The sequence below is a fragment of the Treponema sp. R80B11-R83G3 genome, assembly GCF_054786115.1.
On the sequence record NZ_BDHF01000468.1, the window covers coordinates 1 to 488 of the forward strand.

At 30.7% G+C, this 488-nt stretch carries 2 protein-coding genes; one reads left to right on the plus strand and one right to left on the minus strand.

Features of this window, described 5'->3' with window-relative positions:
* The coding region (locus ACYVRH_RS14500; RefSeq protein WP_461257571.1) for a hypothetical protein at window positions 1-186 on the minus strand (186 nt) is incomplete at its 3' end.
* 25 nt (window positions 187-211) lie between these two features.
* On the opposite strand from ACYVRH_RS14500, the gene ACYVRH_RS14505 reads away from it, so the two are divergent.
* The coding region (locus ACYVRH_RS14505; protein ID WP_461257572.1) for a helix-turn-helix domain-containing protein at window positions 212-488 on the plus strand (277 nt) is incomplete at its 3' end.

Consider the following 488-nt stretch of genomic DNA (forward strand, 5'->3'; position numbering starts at 1 on the left):
AAATAATTCTAAAAAATAATTTTCATAAAATAAAACATATTTGTTTTCTGTATATTTTCTTATATAACCTTTACCTTTTTCAAAATGACATACTCTATTATTCCATCCATTACCTATTGTTGTTTTTACAGTAAAATAAACTTCTTTTGAAAATAAATTTATATCAATATTAGACTTGTTCGACAACCTCAAAATATGATATAAATTTAGAATGGGCGGGGAAAAAACAAATTATAACGATAAAGCACATGCTTTTAAGCGGATGTTTGGCGTTAAAACACAAACATTTATGAAAATGAAAGAAATTCTTGATAAAGAATACGAGGAAACACACAGAAAAGGCGGCAGCCCGCCAAAAATGTCTGTTGAAGATAAATTGTATGCCGCGCTTAAATATCTGCGTGAATATAGGACAATGGAAAGCATCGGAGGCGACTACGGAGTCAGCAAAAGCACAATATGCGAATCTATTCAATGGGTGGAAAACA